The 18,649-nt window shown below is 70.2% G+C and carries 20 protein-coding genes, 1 tRNA gene, 2 rRNA genes and 1 pseudogene; 3 read left to right on the forward strand and 21 right to left on the reverse strand.

Annotated features, from left to right (window positions below; all coding sequences use genetic code 11):
- Positions 1-23: 23 nt before the first annotated feature.
- The 10 genes from VKN16_19470 to VKN16_19515 form a co-directional block, all read right to left on the reverse strand.
- Entirely contained in the window at positions 24-698 is a 675-nt protein-coding gene (locus VKN16_19470) for an aspartyl protease family protein (GenBank protein HME96390.1), read from the reverse strand.
- A complete protein-coding gene (locus VKN16_19475) occupies positions 686-2,293 on the reverse strand; it encodes a hypothetical protein (GenBank protein ID HME96391.1) in 1,608 nt (535 codons plus the stop codon). The genes VKN16_19470 and VKN16_19475 overlap by 13 nt, the downstream gene beginning before the upstream one ends.
- Complete coding sequence (locus VKN16_19480) at positions 2,290-3,969, reverse strand: DUF2723 domain-containing protein (protein ID HME96392.1); 1,680 nt, start codon at positions 3,967-3,969, stop codon at positions 2,290-2,292. Before VKN16_19480 ends, VKN16_19475 begins: the two co-directional genes overlap by 4 nt.
- A gap of 58 nt (positions 3,970-4,027) precedes the next feature.
- Positions 4,028-4,216 (reverse strand): twin-arginine translocase TatA/TatE family subunit, encoded by a 189-nt coding sequence (gene tatA, locus VKN16_19485; GenBank protein HME96393.1) that lies wholly within the window; start codon positions 4,214-4,216, stop codon positions 4,028-4,030.
- A gap of 74 nt (positions 4,217-4,290) precedes the next feature.
- Positions 4,291-6,222, reverse strand: a complete 1,932-nt coding sequence (gene selB / locus VKN16_19490; GenBank protein HME96394.1) for a selenocysteine-specific translation elongation factor — start codon at positions 6,220-6,222, stop codon at positions 4,291-4,293.
- 7 nt (positions 6,223-6,229) lie between these two features.
- A complete protein-coding gene (gene selA, locus VKN16_19495) occupies positions 6,230-7,645 on the reverse strand; it encodes an L-seryl-tRNA(Sec) selenium transferase (GenBank protein HME96395.1) in 1,416 nt (471 codons plus the stop codon).
- Complete coding sequence (locus VKN16_19500; protein ID HME96396.1) at positions 7,629-7,916, reverse strand: hypothetical protein; 288 nt, start codon at positions 7,914-7,916, stop codon at positions 7,629-7,631. Before VKN16_19500 ends, selA begins: the two co-directional genes overlap by 17 nt.
- A 7-nt stretch (positions 7,917-7,923) precedes the next feature.
- Positions 7,924-8,421 (reverse strand): hypothetical protein, encoded by a 498-nt coding sequence (locus tag VKN16_19505; protein HME96397.1) that lies wholly within the window; start codon positions 8,419-8,421, stop codon positions 7,924-7,926.
- A 5-nt stretch (positions 8,422-8,426) separates the two neighbouring features.
- Positions 8,427-8,891 carry a DUF3105 domain-containing protein gene (locus tag VKN16_19510; GenBank protein HME96398.1) on the reverse strand — a complete coding sequence of 155 codons (465 nt, stop codon included), beginning with the start codon at positions 8,889-8,891 and terminating at the stop codon, positions 8,427-8,429.
- Positions 8,892-9,020: 129 nt separating this feature from the next.
- Positions 9,021-9,118, reverse strand: a tRNA-Sec gene (locus VKN16_19515).
- 250 nt (positions 9,119-9,368) lie between these two features.
- Here VKN16_19515 and VKN16_19520 point away from each other — a divergent pair.
- Positions 9,369-9,680, forward strand: a pseudogene (locus VKN16_19520) (multiheme c-type cytochrome).
- 659 nt (positions 9,681-10,339) lie between these two features.
- Here VKN16_19520 and VKN16_19525 read toward each other — a convergent pair.
- The 8 genes from VKN16_19525 to VKN16_19560 form a co-directional block, all read right to left on the reverse strand.
- Positions 10,340-11,011, reverse strand: a complete 672-nt coding sequence (locus VKN16_19525) for a carboxymuconolactone decarboxylase family protein (protein ID HME96399.1) — start codon at positions 11,009-11,011, stop codon at positions 10,340-10,342.
- Between the two features lie 36 nt (positions 11,012-11,047).
- Positions 11,048-11,302: a hypothetical protein gene (locus VKN16_19530; protein HME96400.1), complete on the reverse strand. Its 255-nt coding sequence runs from the start codon at positions 11,300-11,302 to the stop codon at positions 11,048-11,050.
- Positions 11,303-11,349: 47 nt separating this feature from the next.
- Positions 11,350-11,592: a MoaD/ThiS family protein gene (locus tag VKN16_19535; protein HME96401.1), complete on the reverse strand. Its 243-nt coding sequence runs from the start codon at positions 11,590-11,592 to the stop codon at positions 11,350-11,352.
- A gap of 4 nt (positions 11,593-11,596) precedes the next feature.
- A complete protein-coding gene (locus VKN16_19540) occupies positions 11,597-12,832 on the reverse strand; it encodes a transglycosylase SLT domain-containing protein (GenBank protein ID HME96402.1) in 1,236 nt (411 codons plus the stop codon).
- A gap of 363 nt (positions 12,833-13,195) precedes the next feature.
- Positions 13,196-13,921, reverse strand: coding sequence for a hypothetical protein (locus VKN16_19545; GenBank protein HME96403.1), 726 nt, complete (start codon positions 13,919-13,921; stop codon positions 13,196-13,198).
- Positions 13,888-14,799, reverse strand: a complete 912-nt coding sequence (locus VKN16_19550; GenBank protein HME96404.1) for a lysophospholipid acyltransferase family protein — start codon at positions 14,797-14,799, stop codon at positions 13,888-13,890. The genes VKN16_19545 and VKN16_19550 overlap by 34 nt, the downstream gene beginning before the upstream one ends.
- Positions 14,796-15,806, reverse strand: coding sequence for an inorganic phosphate transporter (locus VKN16_19555; protein ID HME96405.1), 1,011 nt, complete (start codon positions 15,804-15,806; stop codon positions 14,796-14,798). Before VKN16_19555 ends, VKN16_19550 begins: the two co-directional genes overlap by 4 nt.
- Before the next feature lie 19 nt (positions 15,807-15,825).
- The gene (locus VKN16_19560) at positions 15,826-16,443 is read right to left on the reverse strand and encodes a DUF47 family protein (GenBank protein ID HME96406.1); all 618 of its coding nucleotides are present in this window, start codon (positions 16,441-16,443) and stop codon (positions 15,826-15,828) included.
- A gap of 106 nt (positions 16,444-16,549) precedes the next feature.
- Between VKN16_19560 and yacG the strand changes: the two genes are divergently transcribed.
- The gene (gene yacG, locus VKN16_19565; GenBank protein HME96407.1) at positions 16,550-16,765 is read left to right on the forward strand and encodes a DNA gyrase inhibitor YacG; all 216 of its coding nucleotides are present in this window, start codon (positions 16,550-16,552) and stop codon (positions 16,763-16,765) included.
- Positions 16,762-17,415: a site-2 protease family protein gene (locus VKN16_19570; GenBank protein HME96408.1), complete on the forward strand. Its 654-nt coding sequence runs from the start codon at positions 16,762-16,764 to the stop codon at positions 17,413-17,415. Before yacG ends, VKN16_19570 begins: the two co-directional genes overlap by 4 nt.
- Here VKN16_19570 and VKN16_19575 read toward each other — a convergent pair.
- The 3 genes from VKN16_19575 to VKN16_19585 form a co-directional block, all read right to left on the reverse strand.
- The gene (locus VKN16_19575) at positions 17,366-17,944 is read right to left on the reverse strand and encodes a methylated-DNA--[protein]-cysteine S-methyltransferase (GenBank protein HME96409.1); all 579 of its coding nucleotides are present in this window, start codon (positions 17,942-17,944) and stop codon (positions 17,366-17,368) included. The two genes, VKN16_19570 and VKN16_19575, sit on opposite strands and share 50 nt — an antisense overlap.
- Positions 17,945-18,023: 79 nt before the next feature.
- Positions 18,024-18,140: ribosomal RNA gene (gene rrf / locus VKN16_19580) — 5S ribosomal RNA — on the reverse strand.
- Positions 18,141-18,224: 84 nt separating this feature from the next.
- Positions 18,225-18,649: ribosomal RNA gene (locus VKN16_19585) — 23S ribosomal RNA — on the reverse strand; the annotation flags it as partial.

The raw sequence follows: 18,649 nt of genomic DNA on the forward strand, positions 1-18,649 counted from the left end.
CGGAGAGCGAGAACACCGCGCGGCTACTTCGGGGTGAGGATGACGACGCGGTTGGCGCTGTCGATGGTGACGACGAAGTTGTCGAGGAAATCCCGTCCGAGCAGTCCGTCGCGTCCGGATCCCAGGCCCGCATCGTGGGACACGACCATCAGCGGACCGAACCGGGCGCCTTCGACCTCGATGCTCTCGACCCGCACCGCGAGGACGTTGGCGTCACCGGTCACGCCCTTGATGGAGCCGCGCACCGCATCGCGATAGCTGATGCCGAGGGCGGCGAGCGCGGTGGGGCTGATGACGGTGCCCTGCGCGCCGGTGTCGAGGAGCAGCTGGGTGTTGCCGCCCCCGTTGATCCGCGCGTTCACCATGATCGGCTGGCCGGGCGTGAACGCGATGCGCGCGCTGCCCTGTCCTCCCCGGCCGCCGGCGGGAGCGCTGGGGTTCGAGCCGGCGGGCGGAGCCGCGGCGGCCGGGGTCTGCGGCGCGGGCTCGGGCGCCGACGGCTGGCTCGGAGCGCTCATCATCACCGCTCCGCTGCGGAAGCGCGGGGGGATGCTATTGATGCCCTGCGAGTAGCGGGTCTCACCCCGCTCGTCCGTCCAGCGGTAGATCTGAGCGGAGACCGGGGCGGTGGCGCCCGACAGGAGGCTGCCGACGAGGCCGGCGGCGAGAGCGGTGCGGAGACCTTTCAGGGACGCCACGAGGCGATTATACGATCCGGCCCCATTTTCTCGCGAGCCTGGTCGACCCGGCGCCACTCCCTGGCGAGGGCGCCCGGGCAGGGATGCCGATCGGCCCGCCAGCGGCTCCAGCGCGCCTCGTAGACCACCATCTCGGCGGCGCCCGCCACCGTGTTGTGGTCGAGCCGGACCCGGTAGATGGGCTGGAAGCGGTCGGTCAGGGAGGAGATCGAGGGGAACCACTCGGGGAAGACGATGAGGTAGTCGGGACAGGCCCGCTCGAGGAAGCGGAGCACGCCCGCCTCCCCGTCACGACGGAACGGGATGATACCGGGCGTGACGAGACCCATCACGTCCACGATTTCACGCCGGGAGATGTACGTGATCGCGCCCACGTCGTTGAGTGCCAGCCGCGCTCCCGGCGGCGTGTGGCCCGCCACCCAGTGCCCGAGGTGCACCTGCATGGCCTCGATGTTCTGCACCGCCCACGCGTAGCGCGTCGCCGCGGGGGGCAGCGCCGCGACCATGCCGGCCGCGAAGCCGACCGCTCCCAGGGAGGCCGACCATCGCCACCGCTCGCGCGGCGAATCGAGCAGCCGCGTCGCGGCGAGGGCGACCACGATGGCGAGCGGGAGCAGGTGGATCGAGTAGCGGCCTTCCTGGAAGCCGGGGCCGCGGTACGGCGCGAGCAGAGCCATCGCGAGCGGGTGCGCCAGCAGGACGAGCGCGGGGACCAGCGCCGCGCGTCCCCAGCGACGGCCGAGCCACCAGAGCCCGGGGAACAACAGCACCGGAAGCAACACGTCCGTCTGCCACAGCCATCGAGCCCACTCGGCCTCGAACTGCCCCGGGCGGGCCAGCAGCGTGGTCGCGAGCGGCTCGCGAGCACCCCGGAGCCACCCCACGAGGCCGCCCTCGATCTTCGCCGCCGCCGTCCCGGGCAACGGCCCGGCCACGGTCGCCAGGTTGAACGCTACCCACGGGCCGAGACAGACCGCGCTCGGAACGAGCCAGGCGACCGCCCGGCGCCATGTCGGCGGGCCGGACAGCCAGAACAGGGGCAAGAGGATCACGCTTTCCGGCCGCGCCGCTGTGCCGAGCGCCAGCGCGATCGCGGCCGGCACGGAGCGGCCGCGCGCGTGCAAGACAAGGGAGGCAGTCACCAGCAGGGCGGCGAGCGTCACCTCCATGCCCGAGAGTGCGCCCCAGACCGTCGGCCCCGCCAGCGCGGTCAGGAAGGCGGCGAGCCGCGCGAGGCCGCGTCGCTCGGTCCAGATCGAGGCGAGGGCACCCGCCAGCCACGCGGCGCCGAGGGCGGCGGCGAGGCCGAGCGCCTTGGCCAGCACCGGATGGCTGCCGAACAGCGCGAAGAGACCGCCGAGCGCGAGCGTCCAGAGCGGCGCCGTCGAGCCCGACACGGGCACACCCGGGTTGTAGGCGAAGCCGCGACCCTCGGCCAGGTTGCGGGCGAACTGGAGATGGATCCACGAGTCGTCCAGCGGAAACGTCGCGAGGCCGACCGGCCCGGCGATCTCACGGGCTCTCAGCAGGAAGAGGGCGACGCCGACGGCGAGCCCCGCGGCCGGCGTGGCGAGGGCGAGGCCCCGCCCCTTCACCGCCGGGCGCGCTCGAAGGTGTAGCCGGCGTATTCCACGGGCTTGCGGGTGAGCGGGAGGACATACAGGTAGCGGCCGTAGGGCAGCGGGATCTCCCGCAGGCCGGGGGGCGCGGCGGTGGCCGGATCCCAGTGATCCACGAACCACACGAGCTGGCGGATCCCGGCGGGCAGGGCGATCCGGCTCCCCGGGGTGAGGATCATGGTCACCGCGGACTGCGGCGCATAGAAGCCGAGCGGCATCGGCCCCAGCTGCACCTGGTAGATCGGATACTCCGGCATGTAGAACATCGCGTGCCGCAGCCACGGGTAGGAGCGCGGGTTGTTCAGCTCGGTCACGAGCGCGGTGTCGGAGGGATCGTAGCGCTCACGGATATTGTCCACGTACGTCCGGATGACCGCCTCGTGCTCGCGCAGGGCCGCCGCGGTGCGGCTCATGATCCAGTCGTGGAGCTCGTCGCGGGCGCGCCACATCCAGCTGTCGCTCGAACGATGGTCGAACTCGCGCGGCAGCGGGCGGGCGCTCACGAAGAACCCGGTGTTGACGAGCACGAGCGGCAGCAGCACCGCGGTGGTGAGCGCCCACCGCCAGTTCGGCCGGCGCAGCCGCTCCGAGCCGGCCGCCACCGCCCAGACCAGCACCCGGCTCAGCAGGATCACCAGCGCGGGGAGGAACGTCAGCACGTAGCCCGCCTGACCGAAGTGCACCAGCGTGTAGAACACGGCGGGCGGAGCGATCCACACCGACAGGAACCATTCGCGGCCGCCCCACCGTTCCCGACGCGCATACGCGGGCAGGGCCAGCGCCACCAGGCTGAGCGGTCCCAGCCCCACCAGCGTGGACTCGATGAGATACCGCGCCTGCGCGAGGGTGACGTCGAGCGATCCCCCGAGGACCGAGGTCGGCAGCAGCATCGAGCCGTAGAGCTGCGTGGACGCCGCGACGTACGCGGCGGGGCCGCCGGTCAGCCACATCATGGGCACCAGCCAGGCCAGCACGGAGCCCACGAGGATGCAGCCGGCAAGAACGAGGCGGCGACGCGGGGCGGGTCCGGGGCGCGAGCGGATGTCCACCGCGGCCGCGCCGAGCCAGAGCGGCAGGAGCAGCAGGAGCACCGATTGCCGTATTCCTCCGGTCAGGCCGAGCGCGAAGGCGCCCCAGTAGAGATGGCGGCCGCCGCCCTGGGTGAGCGTGTGATAGGCGAACCAGGCGACCACCGTCGCCGCACAGGCCTCGCCCGCGTAGGTGAGCCCGACCGAGCCGTAGAACCAGAAGAGCGGGCTGACCGCGAGGAGCGAAGCCGCGACCACCGCGGTGGCCCGATCGTACATGCGGCGCGCCAGCCAGTAGAGGACGAAGGTGGTGCCCGCGCTGAACAGCATCGCGAGGGCGACGTAGGCCAGCGTGGGATCCGAGACCCAGGCGTTCAGCATCCGGCCGAGCCCGACGTAGAGCAGGTAGCCGGGCGGGTGCGGCTGATGCTTGGCGATATCGAACTCGCGCAGCGCCAGCGCGAACTGCACCGCGTCCCAGTTGTAGAGCACGCGCGCGCGATAGGGCCACCGGGACAGCAGGGTGACCGCGGCCAGTGCGAGCGCGGTGACCAGATCCGAGTGTGAGCGAAGGGCTGCGGCCGCGCGGCGGCACGCTCGCGGTGCGCGCGACCGGATGGTCACGAGGAGATCAGACAGCCTGGATCACGACGGCGGGAAGTGCAGGAGGGAGGGAACGAAGCTAGGCGTTCTTCTCGTCGTCCTTCTTCACCGCCGCCGCCGTGTCGTCCTTCAGCTCGTTCACGCCCTTCTTGAATTCCTTCACGCTGCTCCCGAGCGAACGGGCGAGGTCGGGCAGACGCTGGGCGCCGAACAGGATCAGCACGATCACCAGGATCAACAGCAGCTCTTGATATCCCAGACCGAACATGGCGGGACTCCTTTCCTTTACCGACGACCCCTTACACTACGCGCGCGATCCGGGGTTGTCAACGCGGCCGGGGCTCAGGCCGCCGGCCCCGGCTCGTCCCGGCCCGTCGTCTCGCGCAGCACGCGGCGCTCGCCCACCCGCACCGTCACCCGCTGGGCGTCGAAGTACTCCATCAAGGGGATGGCGTACTTGCGGCTCACCCCGAACAGGTCCTTGAAGTCGGCCGGCCCGATCTCCTTCTTCTGGCGGAGCAGGGCGACCAGCTGCCCCTGGACCGAGCGTAGGGCCTCGGCGTGGTAGAACAGCGATTCCTTCACCCGCACCAGGGTCCGATCGGCCACCAGGATCTGGAACAGCTCGTTCTTCTCGGTGCCCTTGACCCCGTAGCGGCCGAGCGCCTCCTCCGGGCTCGGCGGCGCCGCCGCGGCGGCGCGATAGTCCGCCTCCAGCCCCTTGACCACCCGCTCCTGCTCGGCGCTGAGGCGGATACGGTGCGCGGCCAGGCGGACCTGGTCCCGATCGCTCGTGACCAATCCTTCCGCCTCGAGCGTGGTGAGCAGCGGGCCGAAGACGCGCTCCTGCGCCTGTCCCACGCGGCTGCGCAGCTCCTCGCGCGAGATACCCGCGCGCAGCGGGTTCTCGCGATGGAACGCCTCGAGAACGCCGAGCGTCTGGCTGCGGAGGCGATCGCTCGCGTCGCGGTGCAGATACCATTCGCGGTCCACCGCCAGGATGCGCCCGGCCTGCTGCAGCTCGCCCAGGAGCCGGCCGAGCTGCTCCGGTCCGAATGGCGTGCGCGCGCGCAGGTCCGCCACCCGGGCTCCGGCCGCGCCCGCCTGCTTCAGGTGCTCCTCCAGCACCTCGGCGGAGCCGCCGGTGGCGAGGAGCTCCAGGTGCTCGGCGAGGGCCGGCCCCTTCCGCTTGAAGCGGGGCGGCGTGATGTCGAGCACGGTGCCGCCGCCGATCGTCACGATGGGCGAGTACGACCGCACGACGAAGCGGTCCCCCGGCAGGGCGACCACCGGCGCCTCGAGGCGAAAGCGCGCGTGACAGGCCTGCCCCGGCTCGAGCTCGGGACGGCCGACCGGGAGCACGCGCGCCATCACCTCCTGGGTGCCCGCGTGGAACCGCACGCGGTCGCGCGTCTTGACCGGCCGCGGCGCTTCCTCCAGAAGCTCCAGCGTGCCGTCGAGCAGCAGCGTCGGCACGAGCGTGCCCGCGGGGGCCACCACGTCGCCCCGCTCGATGGCGGCGCGCTCGACGCCCTGCAGATTCACGGCGGTGCGCTGACCGGCCTCCGCCTGCTCCACCGCGCGGCCGTGCACCTGCAGGCCCCGCACCTTCGACTGGATCCCGCGCGGATAGATCTCGATGCGCTCATCCACCGCGAAGCGGCCGGACCCGAGCGTCCCGGTGACCACGGTGCCGAAGCCCCGCACGGTGAACACCCGGTCGATCGGCAGCCGGGCGGTCCGATCGGGATCCTTGGCCGGCACCGCGCGCGCGAGCCGGGCGAGCGTCGCGCGCAGCTCGGCCAGGCCGTCACCGGACTTCGCGGACACCGCCAGGATCGGGGCCTCGGCGAGGAACGTGGCCTCGACCGCGCGGCGGACGTCGTCGCGCACCAGCTCGATCCAGTCGGGCTCGACCATGTCCGCCTTGGTGAGGACCACGAGCCCGGACTTGATGCGCAGGAGCTGGCAGATCGCGAGGTGCTCGCGAGTCTGGGGCATCACGCCCTCGTCCGCCGCCACCACGAGCAGTGCGAGGTCGATCCCGCCCGCGCCAGCCAGCATGTTCTTGACGAACCGCTCGTGTCCCGGCACGTCCACGATCTCGATGACGAGGCCGTCGGGCTCCTCGAGGAACGCGAATCCGAGATCGATCGTGATGCCGCGCGCTTTCTCCTCGGGCAGCCGATCGGTGTCGGTTCCGGTGAGAGCCTTCACCAGCGACGTCTTGCCGTGATCGATGTGGCCCGCGGTGCCGACGACGACGTGTTTCATGCCGCTCCTACAGGGTGGCGAGGCGAGCGGCGAGGGCGGGTACGTCCGACGGCAGGACGGTGCGGCAGTCCAGCAGCAGGCGATCGTCGAGCAGCCGGCCGAGCACCGGCGGGCGGCCGCCGCGGAGGGCCTCATCCAGGCGCTCCGCGGGACGATCGGTGGTACCGAGCGCGATGGCCGCGGTGGGCAGCTCCACGGTGGGCAGCGCGCCTCCGCCCACCTGGGAGCGCGACTCTACGATCTGCGCGCCGAGCATCCGGCCCGCGTCCGCGCCGGCCCGGAGCAGGATGCGTCTGGCCCGGCGACGAATCGACGCGAGCGGCTCGGTCAGCATCCGGAGGGTCGGGATGGTCTCCAGAGCGGTCCCCGCCTCGTAGGCGCCGAGGGTCGCCTCCAGCGACGCGATCGTGAACTTGTCGATGCGGAGCGCGCGGTTGAGCGGATTGTGGGCCAGGCGCTCCATCAGGGCGGCGCGGCCCACCAGGATGCCGGCCTGCGGGCCGCCCAGCAGCTTGTCGCCGGAGAAGGACACGAGATCCACGCCGGCCGCGACCACCTCGGGCACGGTCGGCTCGTAGGGGAAGCCGTGACGGGTCAGGTCCACGAAGCACCCCGAGCCGAGATCCTCCATCACCGGAACGCCGCGCGCGCGGCCCAGCTCGGCGAGCTCCCGGGAGGACACCGCGGCGGTGAAGCCGACCACGCGGTAGTTGGAGGTGTGGACCTTGAGGATCAGCCCGGTCTCCGGGCCGATCGCGCCGGCGTAGTCCTTGAGATGCGTGCGGTTGGTGGTGCCGACTTCACACAGTCGCGCGCCCGACCGGCTCATGATGTCGGGGATCCGGAATTCGCCGCCGATCTCGATCAGCTCGCCTCTCGAGACGATCACGTCCTTGCCACGCGCCAGGCTCTCCAGGGCGAGGAGAACCGCGGATGCGCAGTTGTTGACGACGAGCGCGGCTTCGGCGCCGGAGAGGCGGCGCAGCAGCGGCTCGACGTGCGCGTAGCGGGAGCCGCGCTCCTTGCGCGGCAGATCCATCTCCAGATTGGAGTAGGCGGAGGCGACCTCGTGGAGGCGCGACCGGGCGAGCGGCGAGAGCAGCGCGCGGCCGAGATTGGTGTGCAGCACCACACCGGTGGCATTGACGACCGGCACGAGCGAGAACGCGCCGGTCTCGGTGAGCCGCGCCACCACCCGGCCGGCCAGGGCCTCTGCGGCCGCGCCGGCGGCGCCCGTCTCGAGGATGCGCCGCCGCTCGGCGCCCAGCACCTCGCGGACGGTGGCGGTCAGACGCGGGCGCGCGATGCCCCGGAGGGCGAGATCGCCGGCGACCGACGCGAGCAGCGCGTCGACCGACGGCAGCGTGCGCAGCATCGCGCGCGCCGCGGCCGAGGTGCCCCCGCCCTCATCCGCCGGCGGCAAGCTCGGTCTCCACGCGCTCCTTGACCCGCGCGATGACTTCGTGGGCCTCGCGGCGGATCGCCTCGGGGCTGGCCCCCTCCCTCCGCGTCCGCAGCAGGCGCCGCACCGCGTCCTCGGTGAGGCCGGCCCACAGCTCGTCCAGGTCACGCGGAGAGAAGCCCTGCCCGCGGAGGGCCGCGCTCCACTCGCGCGCCAGCTCCTGCACGAGTCCGTCGCGCTCGTGGGCCAGGCGCCGCGCGCGCTTGATCAGCTCGGGGAGACGGGGCGGCATCGCGACGTCACTCCTTCACGAGCCGCCGCACCGAGTCGAGCAGGTTGGCCTCCCAGCGGCCGGTGGAGACGCACTGGAGCACGCGATCCGTCTTGAGCCCGCCGGAGCTGCCCCGGCGATACGCGTGGGTGCTCATCTTCGAGTTGACCTGGATCGCGGTGACCCCGTCGCCGTTCGGCTGCACGAAGAGCGTGAAGGCCACGAGGGCCTCGCCCTCCAGCGTGGCCTCGCCGATGCGTCCGCAGTCGGCGTAGACACCGATCGGCGAGATGAAGTCGTCCGACGAGATCACCCCCGAGTCCTTGGCCACCACGCGCAGGGGAACGTTCTCCCCGGCCAGCGCGCGCACCAGCGCCCGCCAGGTCGTATCGTAGCTCGCGCGGGCCTGGTCCCGCACCGGCGGCGGGGCGATCGGAGAGACCACTGGCCCCGCGCACCCACCCAGGGCGACGAGCGAGAGCGCCGCGGACCAGGCGGCCGCGCGAGGCCGGGGGAGCCGCGTCATGGCGATCATTCTACGCCTTTGTGGTGATCGATCCCGCGATAGGCGCGGATGAAGCGCACGATCCGCGCCTCGTCGAAGTCGTCGAAGGCGTCCAGGCGGGTCCACGCGGTGAGCGCGATCCGGGTACGCATGCCCGGGAACGGAGCCAGGATGACCTGGGCATCGTACCGCCGCACGATCTCGGCCAGCTTCGCGACCAGATCGGAGCACGGAGCGGCGCAGTGGTACTGCACCATCACCCCGCCGTCCTCCAGATTGTGGACCTGCAGCTCGCGGGTGATCGGCACGTCGTGAATGCCCCACGGGGCGATGTAGGGCAGGTGCGGGCCGGATGTCGGCGGCTCGGAGTTGTAGGCGACGTGGGGCTCGGTGACGAGCTGGATGTGGGCGTTGCCCTGGTCCTCGAACTTCACGCCGGGGAGATCGGCCACCGCGCGATAGGCGAAGTAGCCGACGATGACCGCGGCCACCGTGGCGACGGTCAGGCCGGTCGTCCACCACTTCCGCCGACCGGCGGGACGCCTGGTCGACCTGTTGCTTCCCTCGCTCCTTCCCCTCGCCATCCGGCTCGACCCTCCAAACGCGCCCGTGCGCGACGGTGGCGGAAGCGTGTGGGAGTCGAACCCACCTCCGACTTGTCTAGAGCCGGACGCCGGATTTGAAGTCCGGGAGGCCCACCGGGATCCTATACGCCTCCGGTTCTGCTAACTACCCGTCAGAACAGCGCAAAGAGTGTACCACTGTCCCACAGCGGCGAGCCGGTTGACGAGGCCGAGGCGGCGTCGGCCGCATGCTACGCTCCTGTCGTGAGCCGGATACGGTGGCGTCTGCTCTTGTCCGGCGTCGTCCTGCTCCTGATGTCCGCCGGCTCCCCCGCCCGGGGCGACGGCGCGAGCCCTCGGGGGCCTTCCGCGGCCGAAGAGCAATTCCTCGAGCGCCACTGGCGCATGCCGATCCCCCTCCAGGGACCGCCGCCCGCCACATTTGCGACGGTCGAGCAGTCGCTGGCTCCGAAGGACTGCGGCACCTGTCATCCGGTCCAGTACGAGGACTGGCGCGGCAGCATCCACGCCCGGAGCATGGGGCCCGGCGTCGCCGGACAGCTCGTGGAAATGGCCAAGCGTGATCCGGCCGGCGCGCGCGCCTGTCTCCTCTGTCATGCCCCGCTGGCCGAGCAGTCGCCGGTGACGACAAGCACGGACGGGGTCGCGCCCAACCCGGCCTTCGACCCGATCCTGTCGCGTGAGGGCATCGTCTGTGCGAGCTGTCACGTCCGTCGGCACCAGCGATTCGGCCCGCCGCCGCGGCGCGACGCCCTCGGAGCGCGCGTGCCGCGCGAGCAGCTGCCGCACAACGGCGCCACGTACACCAGCGCCTATCTCCGAGCCGAGTTCTGCGCCGCGTGCCATCAGTTCGGGCCGAAGGGGCTGAGGCTCAACGGCAAGCCCCTGGAGAACACGTACGCGGAGTGGCGGGGGAGCCCGGCCGCACGGCGCGGGCAGCAATGCCAGGATTGCCACATGCCCGACCGCCGCCATCGCTGGCGCGGCATCCACGATCCGGAGATGGTCAAGTCGGGCGTGAAAGTCGACGTGCGCCTCGATCGGGCGCGGCATGAGCCGGGCCAGCGCGTCCGCGCGACCGTCACGGTGGCGAGCGTCAACGTCGGCCACTACTTCCCGACCTACGTCACTCCGCAGGTCGTCGTGCGAGCGGTGCTGGTGGGATCAGACGGGGCGGCACGGCCGGAGACCCTGAGTGAGCGGGTCATCGGCCGTCAGGTCCCCCTGGATCTCTCGCGGGAGATCGCCGATACGCGCATTCCGCCGGGCGGCCGCTTCGTGCTCCGTTACGATCGTCCGCTCGACCGGCCCGGGCTCGTCCTGCGGGTGACCGTGACGGTCTACCCCGACCACTTCTATACCGGTTTCTTCACCGCCCTCCTGGAAACCGGCGCGGGTGACGGCGAGGCCGAGATCCGGGACGCCCTCGAGGCGACACGACGCTCGCCCTTCGAGATCTTCGCACGCGACTTGCCGTTGACCTGAGGGCGCCCGGCGGCCCGGGCGCGTGGCGAGCCGCCCGGCGCGGGCGAGTGATCGACCGGCGCGATGTGGCCCATGTCGGGCTCCAGCTGCAGCGTGTCGGCGATCTTCGTATAGCTCGAGAACATCTGGGTCACGCCCAGCACTTCCATGACTCCGCGGTCGCTCACCCCGAGCCGCCGCATCTCCGCCAGGTGGAAGGGGGCGCCGAACCGCGAGCGCGACGTCAGCGACACCGCGAAGGCCAGGGACTCCTTGAGCCGACGGCTCAGCCGATGATCGCCGAAGGCGCGCTTGACCGCGTCCCAGACGTCCGAGGCGTAGGCGGGATCGCGAGCCATCAAGCGATATGGCAGCGGCACCTCGCTTCGCTCGTAGAAGGCGCGGATGTCCGCGAAGAGGGTCTGGGCCCGATCCCCGCCCGCGGCGGCGTTCAGCGCGGCGAGGTCCGGCGGCGCCTCGCCGAGGGCGTCCGCGACGACGTTCAGGGCGTTGGTGATCCCCACCACCATCGCGGCTTCGTACCACAGCGCGTCTTCCGCCATTCCCTGCAGCTTCCCGGCTGCAGTGTGAGCGCGCACTCAGTAGTTGCACGCGTTGACGCCGCTCACCACCGCGGCCACCATCTCCTTCTCGGCCCGCGTGAATTCACCGGGCGCCATCACGCGCTTCATCGCGCGCCCGTGCGGCCCGCCGAAGGCGGGGTCCCATGCCATCACGCGGCTCATGGCCGGAGGCTCGTCGAAGTCGTAGTTGAACCAGACCTTGGAGAGCTCGAAGAGATTCCGGGCCATCTCGGGATACTCGGACGCGTGACGTAACCGGACGGTGGGCATCGGGCTCCTCCTCGAGGACCGCGAATGATGGAAGTCGGCGGGACCGGTCAGCGGCCGCCGGCCAGCGGCGGAAACACCGAAAGGACGTCACCCTCGGACAGCGTTTGGTCGGGGACGGCGTCCCGGCCGTTGACGACGGTCAGGCGCTCCAGCTCGCGCGGGATCCGCAGGGAGTGTACCACCTGATCGACCGTGGCTCCCTCGGGGACGTCCAGGACCACGTTGTCTCCCACGGTGCCGGCGGGGAGGTAAGCCCGCAGGGTCGCGGTGAGGTGGACTGCCACCTTCACGGTCTTAGCGGAAGCCGCCCTGCTCCGAGGCGCGCGGGGCGGAAGCCGCGCGCGGCTTGATCCGGGCGGGGGGCGCCACCTTCTGGGCGGCGACGGGCCCCTTCCGCTTCGCCCGATCCGCGATCCGCGCGGCGACCGTGCGCTTGTGCTCTTGGAGATCGCGCTCGAGACCGTCCTGCAGGGCGCTGCCGCTGCCGAGCGGTACCTTCAACTGATAGGGCGCGTTGGGCGGGGTCTGCTTGAGCCTGAGCTCCGGATTCAGTCGCACCAGCTCTTCGAGTGGAATGCCGGACAACCCGGCCACGTGCTTGAGGCTCGTGCCCCGGGGGACCGTGATCTGCTCGTAGCTCAGCGGCTCGTCGGGCTTGACCGTGAATCCATACTGCTCCGGCTCCTGCCCGATGATGGTCATGGCGTGGATGGCCGGCACGAAGTTCTTGGTTTCGTCGCGGAGGAGCCGGCTGCGGGTGAGGCTCCAGAAGTCGCGGGTGCCGGTGCCCTCGATGGCCCGGAGAATCTTCATCTCGCCGGCGTTGTAGGCGGCCTGGCTCAGCTCCCACGAGCCGAAGATCGCGTACAGGTCCTTCAGGTAGTTCGCGGCGGCCACGGTGGACTTCTCGGGATCGAGCCGCTCGTCGAGCCATTGATCGACCCGCAGACCGTAACGGCGGGCGGTCGGGGCCATGAACTGCCAGAGACCCTTGGCGCCGGCGCGGGAGACCGCCACCGGATTGAAGCCGCTCTCGATCATCGCGGTGAAGACCAGCTCCTCCGGAAGGCCTTTCTGGCGGAATACGTCCAGGACCATGGGCAGGTAGCGTCCCGAGCGCGCCAGCCACCGCTCCACGACCTCACGCCGGTAGCCGGTCTGGTACTGCTCGAGGAAGCGCTGGACGTGATCGTTCTGCTGAATGCGGAACGCCGGCTGGGTCGGAGCGGAGAGAGAGACGGCAGCCACTTTCGGCGCAGCCGGCAGCTGGGTCGGCGGCGGCGGAGCCGGCACGATACCCGCCGACATGGAAGGTGGCCGCGAGGTGAAGAACTCGGCCCACAGGTCCACGTCCGGCGCGGTCGACGTGTCGTTGCCGATCGGCGCCGCCTCCAGCGGGGTGCTACCCCACGGATCGCCGACAATGGCGGAGGCGGGCTCGGCGCCCGTCTCACCCACCCACGTCGATGCGAGATCGGGCTCCGCTTCCGCCGGCCCCGGCATCGCCAGGTGACCAGCCAGATAGAGCACCGCACCTATCAGAAGCATCCGGATCAAAGAAAGCATCAGGTAGGCATGAACTTTTTATCACGAGGGGTATTTGAGGTCAACGGGGTCGGCTCGGAATGGCGCGAGATGGGTATTGCTTGACTCCTGGGAGCCCGCTCCTGTGTTAAGTCGTTTCTGTAAAAGGCATTTTTTTAAAGGAGGGCACGGCGATGGTGGTCGGCATGGCCTGGCCTTCCCTTCGGCATCGGCCTGGCGGTCCCCCAGACCTTCGCTCAGACGCCCGCCGCCCCGAAGGAAGAGAAGAAGGGCCAGCAACTCGAGAAGAAGGAAGAAAAGAAGGAGCGCGCGGCCACCCTGGGGCGCCACCGTTCCCGGGTGGCACCCCTAGCGCCGTTTCTTGGGCGTCGGCGGCCGCGGCGGCTTCGGCGTGCCCCCCTCCTGACGCGGCGCGGTCATCCAGACATTCCGATCGCTGAGCGAGACCTCGACCGTCTCGCCCTTCCGAACCGTGACCCGGGATCGCCAGTACGTCACCATCGAGTACGTCACGGTGCTGGGGATATCGGGATAGCGCTTGGCGTCCTGGTCGCGGACCTTGTGCTGCTTCGACTGGTGACCCCCCTCCCGCCAGGCCAGGAGAACCCAGTCGCCCGCGGGCAAGCCGGTGACCTCCGCAAGACCCCGAGCGTCGGTTGCTTCGTTCTTGACCAGGTCCCCGGCGCCCACCGCGACCAGGGCCCGCTCGTAGTCGATCCGGGCAGCCTCGATCCCCGCCACCGCCCGCGTGTAGCTGTCCACCGAATCCCGCAGACCGGCCTTCACTGCGTCGAGCTCGGTCTCGAACGCGGCCGAGTACGGCAACAGGACGAGCGACACAGCAGACTGCGGCGTCGGCTCGGCGCTGCCCCGGGACGGCTCGACGTAGGCCTTCGCGGCCACGATGCCCACCGCCTGCTCGTCAACCCCTTTCTGGTAGGGCTGGACGAGGCTTGCCACATCTGGCTCGGCGGCCTTGGCTCCCCCGACGGCGACCAGTGCCGCACCCGCAATCAGCGCGGCCCATCCGCGTCCGGGGCTCACGAAGCCGCCTCGCGGGGTCGGGTTCGCCATCGGGCATGCATCCAGAGCCACTGCTCCGGCGCGCGGCGGATGGCTGCCTCGAGCACTTGATTGAATCGGGCCGTGTAGGCGACGACGTCGGCGTCGGGAGGCGGCGGCACCGGGGCGCCGACCTCCATGCAGTGTCGTCCTCCCGCCTCGCGGCGCAGGAACATCGGCACGACCGGGGCACGGGTCCGCAGCGCGAGGAGCGCCAGGCCCTTGGAGGTCGAGGCGGGGACCCCGAAGAACGGAACGAAGACGCCTTCGGCGCGGGTCGCGTTCTGGTCGAGGAGGACTCCGACCATGCGTCCGCGCCGCAGCGCCCCGAGCACCTCCCGCACCGCCCGATGCTTCACGATCAGCTCGGCCCCGCTCCGACGTCGGAACCGGGACGCCAGCTCGTCGAGCATCGGATGATCGAGGGGACGGACCACGATCGACGCCGGGACGCCAGTGAGACCATGGGCTGCGGCCAAGAGCTCCCAGTTGCCATAGTGGGCCGTGAGGATGAGCACGCCCCGACCTTCGGCTGCCGCCGTCTTGAGCTGCTCGCCTCCCTCCACTCGCACCCGGGAGATCATGACGTCGGTAGGACGCAGGAAGTACCGACAGCCTTCGACGAGATTCATGCCCACGTGCTGAAACGACCGACGTCCGAGTCGGCGCAGCCCGCCAGCCGTCCGTTCGTGGCCCAGCGCACGGTGCAGGTTGTCCAGGGTGACCTGGCGGCGGCCCGGCAGGAGCCACCAGAGCACGTCTCCGATCCGCCGACCTACGGCCAGCCCGATCGGCGCGGGGAGATAGGCGAGCAGCCACGCCCCCGGCAGCAGGAGCCAGAGTCCGACGGCCCCCGCCAGCGACCCGGCGCGGGAGCGGGACGAGGTCATCCGACGCGGGCGAAAATGAAGGTGGCGGCGGCCCACGCCACTGCGGCGATGATGCCGGACAGGGGAATCGTCAGGATCCAGGCCCAAATGATGTTGCTGGCCACGCCCCACCGGACCGCCGAGAAGCGCTGTGTGGTGCCCACGCCCATGATCGAGCCGGTGATGGTGTGCGTGGTGCTGACCGGGATCCCGCCGATCGCAGTCCCGATCAGCATGACCGCGCCCGCGGTCTCCGCGCAGAAGCCTCCGATCGGCCGGAGCTTGGTGAGCCGCATGCCCATGGTCTTGACGATGCGCCAGCCGCCGGCGAGCGTGCCCAGTCCCAGGGCGGTGTGCGCCGCGATGATGACCCAGAACGGCACGTAGAACTCGGGCCCGAGGTATCCGGCCGAGAAGAGGAGGATGGCGATGATGCCCATGGTCTTCTGTGCGTCGTTGGTGCCGTGACCGAGGCTGTAGGCGGCGGCGGACAAGAGCTGGAGGCGACGGAAGAGCCCTTCCACGCGGCTCGGCCGCATCCGTCGCACCGCCCAGAGCGTGACGATCATCAGCGAGAAGCCGAGGGCCAGCCCCAGCACCGGAGCCAGCACGATGAACACGAGGATCTTGATCAGTCCGCTCGGGAGGAGGGCTCCGAAGCCGGCCTTCGCCACCGCGGCCCCCGCGAAGCCGCCGATGAGCGCGTGCGAGGAGCTCGACGGGATGCCGAAGTACCACGTGATCAGATTCCACGCGATGGCCCCGATGAGCCCGCCGAGGATCACCCACTGATCCACCACCGAGGCCTCCACCACCCCCTTGCCCACCGTACGCGCCACCTGGACCCCGAAGCCGAAGGCGGCCACGAAGTTGAAGAACGCGGCCCACGCCACCGCCTGCATGGGGGTGAGCACGCGCGTGGAAACGACGGTGGCGATCGAGTTGGCCGCGTCGTGGAAGCCGTTGATGTAGTCGAAGATCAGGGCGACCAGGATGATGAACACGATCAACAACAGGGACCCGCTCATGCGCGGCGGGCCGACCGGCTCAAGCCATCTTGAGGGTGATACCCTCGATGACGTTGACCACGTCCTCGCAGCGGTCGGTCACCGACTCCATCGTCTCGTACAGCTCCTTCCACTTGATCACCTCGATGGCGTCGGTGCCGCCCTCGAACAGGGCCGCGAGCTGGTCGCGCAGCAGCCGGTCCGCCTCGTTCTCGAGGCGGTTCACCTCGACCGCGTGCTTGTGGTAGAACGGCGAGAGCGTGCGCAGGCAGCGCACCGCCCGGTCCGTCTCTTCCGCGGTCTTCACGATGATCTTGGCCATGCTGATGGAGCCGTCGGTCGGAGACTTTATCTTGTAGAGCAGCAGGCGGTCGGCCACCGCGTCGATCAGGTCCAGGACGTCGTCGAGACGGCTGGCCAGCGCGTAGATGTCTTCGCGATCGATCGGGGTGATGAAGGTGGTGTTCAGCCGACGCACGATCTCGTGAGTGAGTGCGTCCCCCGCGTGCTCCAGGTCCTTGATTTGCTGGGCCTTGGCCTTCGCGTCGGCGTACTCGAGGGTCAGCTCCTCGAGCACGCGGGCGGCGGACACGATGTGTGAGGCCTGCTGCTCGAAGAGGTCGAAGAATTTTTCTTCCCGCGGAAGCAGGCGAAACACGGCTGTATCCTCCCGCACCGTCTGGCCGATGTCAACGTCGCGGCCGATCGTCGATGCCACCGCGCCGCGGTTGACACCGGCAGAACCGCGTGGCTAGGATGGCGCCGTGACGCGCCCCCAGACTCGCGCGGGCCGACAGGTTCACTGTCCACGCTGCGGAACCGGTCGGGAATGGGCGGGCAATCCGCATCGACCGTTCTGCTCGCTGACGTGTCGTCTGGTCGATCTCAGCGTGTGGCTCGACGAGCGCTACCGCATTCCCGGACCGGAGCTGTCGCCCGACTCGGACTCCGCCGCGCCGGGGAGCCCGACCACCGGATGACCGATCTCTTCGACGATCCGGTCCGGTTCCTCTCCCGCCTCATTCTCCAGATCCCCGCGCTGCTCGTGGCGGTGACCGTGCACGAGCTGGCGCACGCGCTCGTCGCGGACCGGCTCGGCGATCCGACGCCGCGCCGTCTCGGCCGCATCACCCTGAACCCGCTGCCGCACATTGATCCGCTCGGCGCGCTGGCCTTCGTGCTCGCCGGCTTCGGGTGGGCCAAACCGGTGCCGGTGAGCGCTCAGTACCTCCGCCGCCCGATCCGCGACATGGCGTTGGTCGCCGCGGCCGGCCCGCTCTCGAATTTCCTGGTCGCCTTCGTGGCCCTGGTGGCAGTGCGGATGCTCCCGCACGCGGGCGGGGCCATGCCATTCGTGAGCGAGCCGCTGAGCGGGGCCTTGTTCTGGACCTACGTCTACAACCTGGCCCTGGGAATCTTCAACCTGATCCCGCTGCCGCCGCTCGATGGCGGTCACTTTCTGCCCTACCTCTTCCCGCGCGCGTCGTGGAGCCTCATTCACCAGCTCGAGCAAGTCGGCCCGCTCCTGTTGATCCTGCTCGTGCTGAGCGGCGCGACGCGGTACATCGTGCAGCCGGTGTTCAACGCGGTGAGCGGCTTCTATCTCTCCGTCGCGCGGTTGATGGTCTAATCGCCTGCGCGGCCGGGTCGGCCGCGCCCTCGTGCTCCAGGAGCCAGCGCTTCCGCCACAGTCCGCCGCCGTACCCGGTGAGCGCGCCGTCTCCCCCGACGAGGCGATGACACGGCACCACGATCGAGATGGGATTGCGCCCGTTGGCGGCGCCCACCGCGCGCACCGCGGCGCGATGGCCGATCGCGCGCGCCATTGCCGCGTAGCTCATCGTCCGCCCGGCTCGAATCGTCCGGAGGGCGTGCCAGACGCGCTGCTGGAACGCGGTGCCGCCGGTTTCGACCGCGATGCGGTCGACGGCGGTGAGGTCACCGCTCAGGTAGGCGCGAAGCTTGGTCGAGATGCCGAACGGGTCGCGGAGCCTCCGTCGCCGCGAGCCGGGGAAGCGCGGGGTCAGGTGACGCGCCATGCGCGCGCGCCCGAACTCGAGCGCGCAGAGCCGGCCGTCGCGGGCCGCGATCACGATGCGGCCGAGCGGGCTCGCGATTTCGTCGATGAGCAATGCCGAGCGAACGGGGGCGGCGCTCATGGTGTCCTCGTTCCGAGAAACCGGTGCCGAGCAAACATTAAAAAGCGCCCGAGCCTTTTCGGCCCGGGCGCTTGAATTACCCCGGCAGCGACCTACTCTCCCACGCCGTTACCAGCGCAGTACCATCGGCCCTGGAGGGCTTAACTTCCGTGTTCGGGATGGGAACGGGTGTGGCCCCTCCGGCAACGCCACCGGGAATCGGATGGCAATCGAATACGTTGATCCTCGAGTGCAGCCAAGCACGCTCACCTCGAGCGGGCTCGATATGTATGAGTGCAACGTGGTCAAGCCGCACGGCCGATTAGTACCGCTCGGCTGAACGCCTTACGGCGCTTACACCCGCGGCCTATCAACCTGGTAATCTTCCAGGGGCCTTCAGAGGGCTTACGCCCTGGGAGGTCTCATCTTGAGGCGGGTTTCGCGCTTAGATGCCTTCAGCGCTTATCCCTGCCGGACATAGCTACCCAGCGGTGCTCCTGGCGGAACAGCTGGCACACTAGCGGTCCGTCCACCCCGGTCCTCTCGTACTAGGGGCAGCTCCCCTCAAACCTCCTACGCCCGCGTCAGATAGGGACCGAACTGTCTCACGACGTTCTAAACCCAGCTCACGTACCGCTTTAATGGGCGAACAGCCCAACCCTTGGGACCTGCTCCAGCCCCAGGATGCGATGAGCCGACATCGAGGTGCCAAACCTTGCCGTCGAT

Source organism: Candidatus Methylomirabilota bacterium, from assembly GCA_035315345.1.
GTDB lineage: Bacteria > Methylomirabilota > Methylomirabilia > Rokubacteriales > CSP1-6 > CAMLFJ01.